Source organism: Flavobacterium sp. (assembly GCF_035456225.1).
Classification (GTDB): domain Bacteria; phylum Bacteroidota; class Bacteroidia; order Flavobacteriales; family Flavobacteriaceae; genus Flavobacterium.
The window spans coordinates 1-8,492 of record NZ_DATIDM010000159.1; the positions used below are offsets into that span (position 1 = coordinate 1).

Genomic DNA, 8,492 nt, shown 5'->3' on the forward strand with positions numbered 1-8,492 from the left:
CTTAACTAATTATCTAATTTCTCATAAGATGAATTCATACTCAGGAATTCAGGAACAATTTCTTTCATTTTCATTACAATGTCGTGAGATACAAAATCAGCCGTAATAGCCAAAAGTATCTTGATATCATTGTTCAGGGCTTCGAATTCATCCGTTATTTCTTTCACAATCATTATTTTTTCATGATGTGTAGGTAATGTTTTGCTTGAATCGTTTAACAACTCCTCATATAATTTTTCTCCGGGACGCAATCCTATAATTTGGATTTTGATATCTTTTTCAGGACGAAGCCCCGCCAGGCGAATCATTTTGGCAGCCAAATCAATTATCTTGACCGGTTTACCCATGTCGAAAATAAAAATCTCGCCTCCTTTGCCCATCGCGCCAGCCTCTAAGACCAACTGACAGGCTTCCGGAATCGTCATGAAATACCTGATTATTTCAGGATGTGTTATGGTGATTGGTCCCCCACTGGCAATTTGCTGCGAAAACAGTGGTACCACAGAGCCATTGGAACCCAGCACATTTCCAAAACGGGTAGTGATAAATTTAGTGGTATTCCCCTCTGAACGGTTCAAAGACAGGAATAACGACTGCACATATTTCTCGGCAATACGTTTACTCGCCCCCATTACATTACTTGGATTTACAGCTTTATCCGTAGAAACCATGACAAAGCGATCAACACCATATTTAATAGACAAATCAGCAAGGTTCTTGGTTCCCTGCACGTTTGTGTAAATTGCCTGGGCAGGATTCTCCTCCATTAAAGGAACATGCTTATAAGCGGCAGTATGGTAAACTAAATGAGGACTATGCGTTTTAAAAACTGATTCAAGAACCTTGTAATCCCTAATATCTGCTATTATGGAACTAACTAAAACATCAGATTTTAATTTATCAATTTCAATACTTAAATGATGTAAAGGTGTTTCTGCCTGATCAACCAAAATAATTTTATTAGGTTGAAAAGCATGGATTTGCCACACTATTTCGCTTCCGATAGATCCAGCTGCTCCGGTAATTAAGACGGTTTTGCCTTTTATCTGTCCTGAAATAGTCTTGCTGTCCAACTGAATAGGCTGACGCTCCAACAAATCGGAAATCTGAACATTTTTAATCTTTCTTAAGATACTTTCCTTGTCTTCAAAATCGGTGATTTTCGGGATAGAGAATACCTTTTGGTTGTACTCAAGACAGCTGTCGATGATATCAAACCTCTCTTCATTTGTTAATTTATCGTCAGCAATGATAAGTCCCTCTGCCCTGTTATAACGCAAAAGAACCGGAATAGGCTTATTCAATTCAATAATAGACAAATCCAAAATACGTTTGGATGTATTTTTATTTGCTTTATCTATAAAACCAACAACCTTAAATCGGGCAGGACTTTCCATCTGAAGCGCATTGGCTACAGCAATGGCGTTTGCATCCGTGCCATAAATAAGTACTTTGGATATTTTATTGTTCTTGCCCTCATTTATATAATTTTCAAAAACTATCTTCACTATGATACGATACAACAGTAAAAACAGGAACGAGAGTAAAACAGATATTAAAAGGCGTGTATTCAAAAACAGTTTCCCTCCTTTAAAAATATCCCAAAAAGTATTGAGCAAAAGAAAAAGTAAAAAAGTAGACGACTGTGCCATGAATAATTTTACGGCATCAATAAAAGTTGAATGACGTATGATTCCGGAATAAGTCCTAAATACCCAAAAGAAAAAAACGGTAACGTTTAAATACAAGAATGAAATGGCCCACACGTTCTTGTTCACAAGAAAATCAAAACCAATTCCTTTTAACAACATGTGGCCTAAAAAACCGGACAATAGTACCATAAAAATATCTATGGAAAGAATTATCCACCTTGGAAGGTAGCTCAAATTCTTTACATTAAAGCTAAAACTGGTCTTTTTCAGAACCAGTCCAAAAACCTTTTTTATTTCAACTATGGTACTTTCCACTGCCAATTAATTTTTCTCAAAAAAAACATTTAAAACATTTTCCAATCTTACAAAATCATCGTTTGTCAAATTGGATCCTGACGGAAGGCACAATCCGTTTTTAAATAAATTAGCAGAAACATCCGTTCCGTAATATGGATATTTTTCGAAAATCGGCTGCAAATGCATTGGTTTCCATAATGGACGACTTTCTATATTTTCTTTTTCAAAAGCCAAACGCAATTCTTCGGCAGTTTTTCCGGTTTTTTCCGCATCGATCACAATACCTGTTAACCAATGATTGGAAAACCATTCGGAAGCAGGTTCTTTAAGAACGTCTACACCGTCAATTGCAGAAAAATAATCGGAATAAAACGCATTAGCTTTTCTGCGTAATGAAACATGCTTATCCAGGACTTCCATCTGCCCTCTTCCGATACCGGCACAAATGTTACTCATTCTGTAATTGTATCCGACTTCGCTATGCTGATAGTGAGGAGCGTTATCTCTTGACTGTGTTGCGAAAAACACGGCACGATCCTTAAGTCCTTTTGAATTAACTACAATGGCTCCTCCTCCTGAAGTGGTAATAATTTTATTCCCATTGAACGATAAAATGCCTATATCTCCTAAAGTACCGCATTTTTGTCCTTTAAAAGAACTTCCAAGTGCTTCCGCACTGTCTTCAATAAGCGGAATCTGGTATTTTTTGGCTATTGCCGCAATTTCATCCGCTTTAAAAGGCATTCCGTATAAGTGAACGGCTATTATCGCTTTAGGTGTATTGCCTTTAGCTATCCGGTCTATTATTGCTTCTTCCAACGAATCCGGACACATGTTCCAGGTATCCTCTTCACTGTCTATAAAAACCGGTAAAGCGCCCTGATATAATATTGGATTGGCTGATGCGGAAAAAGTCATGCTTTGGCAGATTACCTCATCGCCTTGTGAAATACCTAAAAGAATTAGTGCTAAATGAATTGCTGCTGTCCCTGAACTCAATGCCCCGACAAAAACAGCTTCTTCATTTTTCAGATAGCGTTCAAGATCCGATTCAAAACCTATTACATTAGGTCCTAACGGAGCTATCCAGTTGGCATCAAAAGCCTGTTGTATATATGATTGCTCATTCCCTCCCATATGAGGAGATGAAAGCCAAATTTTTTCCTTATTCATGCCAACAAGTTAAGCGGAGTTTTGGGGGCAAACTTCAACACAAATGTAATGAAACTTTGATAAGTTGCATTAACATAATTTTAAAATTAAACCAATTTATAAAACAGCGTTTTGGTTATGATTTTCATGTCTCCCAAAAAAGTACGCTCATAATAATACTGCAAATTCAAACTTACTTTATCAGGAAAAATAACTTTATCATTATATTCCAGGGGATTATCCTGAAATGCCAAAAGTTCTTCTTCGTTATAATATTTTAATGAAGCTTCGCTTGTAAGCCCCGGACGCAATTCCAACACCTTTCTTTCTTCCCCTTCAAGACAATCATAATATCCTTGTAAATCCGGACGTGGCCCTACCACACTCATATGCCCTAACAAAACATTGATAAACTGCGGAAGTTCATCAATTTTGGAATTCCTCAAAAAAGCACCTAGCTTGGATATTGAGCTCCTTCCGTCTTTGTCTTTTCTAATTGTGCGAAGCTTGATAATCGTAAAGAGCTCCCCATGCTGTCCTACCCGTTTTTGCAGAAAAAAACCATTTTTACCGGTATCTACAGAAGTCAGAATCCAACTCAAAACAATAAGCCAGCCTACTAAAATAAGCGCTGTGATTGAAAAAACAATATCAAAAAGGCGTTTTAACATATCAAACCGGACTATTGTGTTTTATTATTTTACCAGGATTACCAACAACCACAGCATAATCCGGAACATCATTAACAATAACAGCCCCTGCCCCTATTGTTGCCCATTTCCCTATTTTTATACCCTGAATGACTACGGCTCCAATCCCGACGTGACATCCTTCCTCCAAAACAACACCTCCAGCCAAAGCCGCATTAGGAGATACATGAACATAATCCCCAATCACACAGTCATGTTCAATGACAGCACCGGAATTTACTATGCAATGCTTTCCGATAACTGAAAACGTATTCACAACCGCATTAGGCATGATAACGGTACCAGGACCAATTTCTGCTTGTGTGGAAACAAATGCTGTTGGATGGATGGCATTCGAGAAGTTTGCTTTCAATCGTTCGGCAATTTTCTTGCGTACAAGATTATTACCTATTGAGATTATTAAGGAATCTTGTGTTTTAAAATCTTCTTCCGAAGGAATGACAACCGGAATATCGCAAATTAATGCAACGGAAGGCGCATCGTCAAAGACTGCCCTAATCTCCACATCATTTGCTTTTAATATGTCGATAATAACTTTACTATGCCCGCTGGCGCCGTATAAATACATCTTAATTCCCTTTAAACCTTTCCATTGTAGCGACTCCATCTGCACTAATTCCCTCACGCACAAACACTTTCATCACCGTCATTAAAATAATTTTGGCATCCAATATAAAACTTAAATTGGTTACATACCAAACATCATATTCAAATTTCTGTCCCCAACTAATGGCATTCCTCCCATTTACCTGTGCCCAGCCCGTAATTCCGGGACGAACGGCGTGTCTTTTCCTCTGAAAATCATCATACAACGGCAGATACTCCGGCAGTAACGGTCTCGGCCCGATAAGACTCATAGTGCCGGACAGTACATTAATCAGCTGGGGGATTTCGTCGATGGATGTTTTACGGACAAAATGCCCTACCGACGTAAGACGCTGCTCATCGGGAAGAAGATTCCCGTCTTTATCTTTTCGGTCATTCATCGTTTTAAACTTTATGATTTTAAAAACCACTTCATTTTTACCCGGACGATGCTGAAAAAAAAACGGCTTCCCATTGTTAGCAAAAAACAAGCACACGGTAACCAACAGAAAGACCGGACTCAACAACAGTAAGCCCGTCAAAGAAAATAAAACATCAAAAAAACGCTTAAAAAAAGTTTTATACATTTCTTTCCAAACTTTTATACTCCTCTAAAATAGCATTCCAAATCACTTGCTGCTGATAGCGTTGCACAATCATCTCGCGGGCATTTTCCTTAAGGCGAGAATATAAATCCGTATTGTCCATTAATTGAGTCAGACCATCAAAAATTTCTGCGGATGATTTTGGAGGAATAATGATTCCGTTTTCCCCATTGCTGATTATTTCGTTGCATCCGTTGATATCACTCACAATCGAAGGAAGCCCCATGGCTCCCGCCTGCATTACAACGTTAGGAAAACCTTCTCTATAACTCGGAAAAACGAGACAATTGCTGATTGCAAAATAAGGCCGTACATCGTTCTGATATCCGACAGTAATGATATTAGGATTGTTTTCAATCTCATTCTCCGTATCCGGCAGTAAAGGATCGAGTTCTTTTTCAAAAGGGCCTACCAGCAGAAGTTTGCAATTCCTGTTCTGCAATTTGGAAAAAGCTTTTATCAATTCGTTAATTCCTTTGTCGGCAACAATTCTTCCGACGAAGATAAACACAAAATTGTCTTCGCTTATACCTAATTCCAATTTGATTTCGGTTTTTTGGATTTCCGAAACGGAATGGACTGAAAAATAATCGGCATCAATCCCGTTGGAACTCCCTTGGCCAATCACCTTTAACTTTTCAGGTTTACAAAATTTCTCGGCAAGGATAATTTCTTTTAATCCGTTGGAGTTGGGAAATACTTTTGTAGCTGCACCATAGGTCATTTTCTCCACCAAGCTCAACAACCTTCTTTTGTTTCCGTGGGTTTCTAAAAGTGGTAAACCGGCTACGGTATGCAAACGATTAGGTACTCCGGCCAATTTAGCAGCCAACATCCCAATGGTTCCGGCTTTCGGCGTATGCGAATGAACTATGAAAGGCTGTTCCTTTTTAAAAAACCGAAAAAGCTGCCATAATGCCTTCAAATCCTGAAGAGGAGTTATCTTTCGGGTTAAACCGACTTCAAAAGTTTTAACACCCTGATTTTTACCAAATTTCTCCAACCGTTCCTTTTCTGAAGAAACAGCAATCACTTCATAATGATCATTCATGAATCGCAACTGGTTCTCAAGCAATTTTTCAAGAGAAAGAGGAATGGTAGTTATACGAATGAGCTTTTTCATTTGACTTGGGCAATCGTTCTATTTCTCACTTCGGCAATTATCCAAAGCAGCACTAACGCCACAAAAGGCTGGAACATGATTTTTGTTCTTGCAAAAATACCGAACCCGGAATAACGCTGCACTATGAGAAGTCCTGAAAGCAACGCAAATAAAAGAATTATTTTAAAAATAAACGGAAAAACAATCTTTTTCCAATGCTGAAGAACCAAAACCAAAGCGACTATATGAAGCAATAACAACACCATATTTTCCAATCCAAGGACAGTTCCGTACAAACCGGGAATTTCATTTACGAATGGCCGAAAATAGAAGGTAAAGATCTTGTAGGGATAGGAATACTCTATCATAGGCACATAGGTACCCGATTTCTTGAATGAAAGCAACGAGAATTCATTATAACGTTGGATCCTGGAAAAATCAAACCGTTTAATTTCTGATAACTGCAAAAACATATAAAACAAAACTGAAAACAACATCAGGGCAATTCCCGAAAACATCAGTTTCATTTTGGCACTCCCTTTTCCGAAGAAAAGATAAATGGCAAAAATGCTAACCAATAGCAATAAAGCTATATGAGGCCGGATCAGAATCAGAAACACAACAGATATCAGCATAAGAATTGACCGGTATCGTTCCTTGGCCAATTCCAGCAAAATTGTAGCTATAAAAAGAAAACACAAAGCTTCTTTACCTAACATTGCCGTCCAGAAATGCAAATTGGGCAACAACAGCAATACCAGATAAACAGCAATCCCTTTATACTGAAATTTTTGCTCCATAAAAAGTTTACACAATCTGTAAAACTGGACTATGCCAAAAAAACCTATGAAGCTGTAAAGTACGAATCCCAATTGTATGTCAAGTCCCATCACTTTTGCCAATGGGTAGTTCAGCAATAAAACAAAATCAGAGCCATAAAACCGGTATTCAGAAATTGTTTTTGATGCCGATGAATTCAACTGAAACCAATAAAAAGCAGCATCCCCTCCTTTTTTACTGTAATAATCCCAAGTCAGAAAGGTAAAAAAAAGATGGTAGCCCAGCAGAAAGGCAAAAAAAACACGCTCTTTATATGGTTTCCAATCCATTAGCGTTTCTTATTCATTTCGAGTTCTTTCCTATACGAGAATGCCCATAGAATAAACAACAACAATCCCGGCAGGAACATATTCCGCATTCGGATCATAATCCCTAAATTTCCCAACGACTGTGAAAAGGCCAAAGTACCGATTATCAGGAAGATAACCAGCCCTTTAATCACAAAAGGAGCCGCCTTGAACGTTTTTAGGGGATTATTCCTAAATATATTTACTGTGATGAGCAGCAAAAAGAGATTTTCAAAAGAAGCCAATACTGCGGGAATTCCATTAATATCGAAAAAAAGTGGGCGGAATAAAAAAGTAAAAACTTTTAATGGGAACGGATAGGACGAAATATCAATCCTAGACCCAACATTACCCCTACTCAACACATCTGCTTTAGCATTTGAAAAGTTATCAAAACTTTCCACGGTAGCTTCTTCAATTTTAGCAAATTGCATTACGGAAGGCAAAATTACAACCCCAATCCCAATAAGGGCAATCGAAAAAATCAAACGCTGTCCTTTGGAAACTTTGGAACTCATCACATAGGCAAGCCCGAAACTTACCAGCAAAAAAAGTGTAATGTGCGGACGGATAAAATAGGACAATCCTAAAGATAATGCCAAAAAAGGCAGTCGTTTAAAAATATCCATAATACCATAAACGAAAATACCGATACAGAAAAACAACAGAGTGTCTTTCCCGACCGCACAACTCCAAAAATGCAGGTTGGGCATAAAGAAAAGAAGTGGAAAAAGCGTGTAATTTTTATATTTCGAATTATACGGAATCAGTTTAACTGCCGTTACATAAAAATAAGCAAGACCTATAAATCCAATCAAAGAATATAACATTGTCCCTGTAAAATAAGACAATCCGAGTACATTGGAAGGGTAATAATTAAGAGCAAACAAGAAATAAGTCCCTTTTTCCTCGGAAAAATAAGTTTCGAATTCCTCCAGAGTTAACAGTTTTGAAGTGCTCCAGTAACCGTTGGCATCTCCCTGAATAAAAAAACAAAAATACGCTCCGAAAATAAAATGGTAGAAAAGTAATTTTTTCAGTTGGCTCAAATCCTGCGGACTTAGCTCATTTCGAAAAGAAGAAATAAAAGCCAAGCCCAGAACAACAATTACTATGAGAACAAAAAAATCCAAATCTATATTCTTTTTACCGTGTTATCAACAACCGATGCCATCTTAAGCATTTCTATTCTCAGTAATAAATTAAAAATATAATCCAAAATAAAAATCAACAGTCAATTGTTTTTTTAGCTGTTTATAAAA

At 37.6% G+C, this 8,492-nt stretch carries 8 protein-coding genes; all 8 read right to left on the minus strand.

What is annotated here, in order from left to right:
- Nucleotides 1-5 precede the first annotated feature (5 nt).
- Complete coding sequence (locus tag VLB74_RS09295) at nt 6-1,967, minus strand: polysaccharide biosynthesis protein (RefSeq protein WP_349255118.1); 1,962 nt, start codon at nt 1,965-1,967, stop codon at nt 6-8.
- A 6-nt stretch (nt 1,968-1,973) separates the two neighbouring features.
- Entirely contained in the window at nt 1,974-3,122 is a 1,149-nt protein-coding gene (locus tag VLB74_RS09300) for a DegT/DnrJ/EryC1/StrS family aminotransferase (protein WP_325203178.1), read from the minus strand.
- A gap of 86 nt (nt 3,123-3,208) precedes the next feature.
- Nucleotides 3,209-3,772: a sugar transferase gene (locus tag VLB74_RS09305; protein WP_325203179.1), complete on the minus strand. Its 564-nt coding sequence runs from the start codon at nt 3,770-3,772 to the stop codon at nt 3,209-3,211.
- A 1-nt stretch (nt 3,773) separates the two neighbouring features.
- Nucleotides 3,774-4,379 carry an acetyltransferase gene (locus VLB74_RS09310; protein ID WP_325203180.1) on the minus strand — a complete coding sequence of 202 codons (606 nt, stop codon included), beginning with the start codon at nt 4,377-4,379 and terminating at the stop codon, nt 3,774-3,776.
- A 1-nt stretch (nt 4,380) separates the two neighbouring features.
- Complete coding sequence (locus VLB74_RS09315) at nt 4,381-4,983, minus strand: sugar transferase (protein ID WP_325203181.1); 603 nt, start codon at nt 4,981-4,983, stop codon at nt 4,381-4,383.
- Nucleotides 4,976-6,124, minus strand: a complete 1,149-nt coding sequence (locus tag VLB74_RS09320) for a glycosyltransferase family 4 protein (RefSeq protein WP_325203182.1) — start codon at nt 6,122-6,124, stop codon at nt 4,976-4,978. Before VLB74_RS09320 ends, VLB74_RS09315 begins: the two co-directional genes overlap by 8 nt.
- Complete coding sequence (locus tag VLB74_RS09325) at nt 6,121-7,212, minus strand: hypothetical protein (RefSeq protein ID WP_325203183.1); 1,092 nt, start codon at nt 7,210-7,212, stop codon at nt 6,121-6,123. Before VLB74_RS09325 ends, VLB74_RS09320 begins: the two co-directional genes overlap by 4 nt.
- On the minus strand, nt 7,212-8,363 hold the full coding sequence (locus VLB74_RS09330) for a hypothetical protein (RefSeq protein ID WP_325203184.1): 1,152 nt from the start codon (nt 8,361-8,363) through the stop codon (nt 7,212-7,214). The genes VLB74_RS09325 and VLB74_RS09330 overlap by 1 nt, the downstream gene beginning before the upstream one ends.
- Nucleotides 8,364-8,492: the final 129 nt, after the last annotated feature.

Bases quoted from the DNA above. Each gene is read 5' to 3' on its own strand.
- VLB74_RS09300 (WP_325203178.1), bottom strand. From the start codon at position 3,122: ATGAATAAGGAAAAAATTTGGCTTTCATCTCCTCATATGGGAGGGAAT.
- VLB74_RS09315 (WP_325203181.1), bottom strand. From the start codon at position 4,983: ATGTATAAAACTTTTTTTAAGCGTTTTTTTGATGTTTTATTTTCTTTG.
- VLB74_RS09305 (WP_325203179.1), bottom strand. From the start codon at position 3,772: ATGTTAAAACGCCTTTTTGATATTGTTTTTTCAATCACAGCGCTTATT.
- VLB74_RS09325 (WP_325203183.1), bottom strand. From the start codon at position 7,212: ATGGATTGGAAACCATATAAAGAGCGTGTTTTTTTTGCCTTTCTGCTG.
- VLB74_RS09320 (WP_325203182.1), bottom strand. From the start codon at position 6,124: ATGAAAAAGCTCATTCGTATAACTACCATTCCTCTTTCTCTTGAAAAA.
- VLB74_RS09310 (WP_325203180.1), bottom strand. From the start codon at position 4,379: ATGTATTTATACGGCGCCAGCGGGCATAGTAAAGTTATTATCGACATA.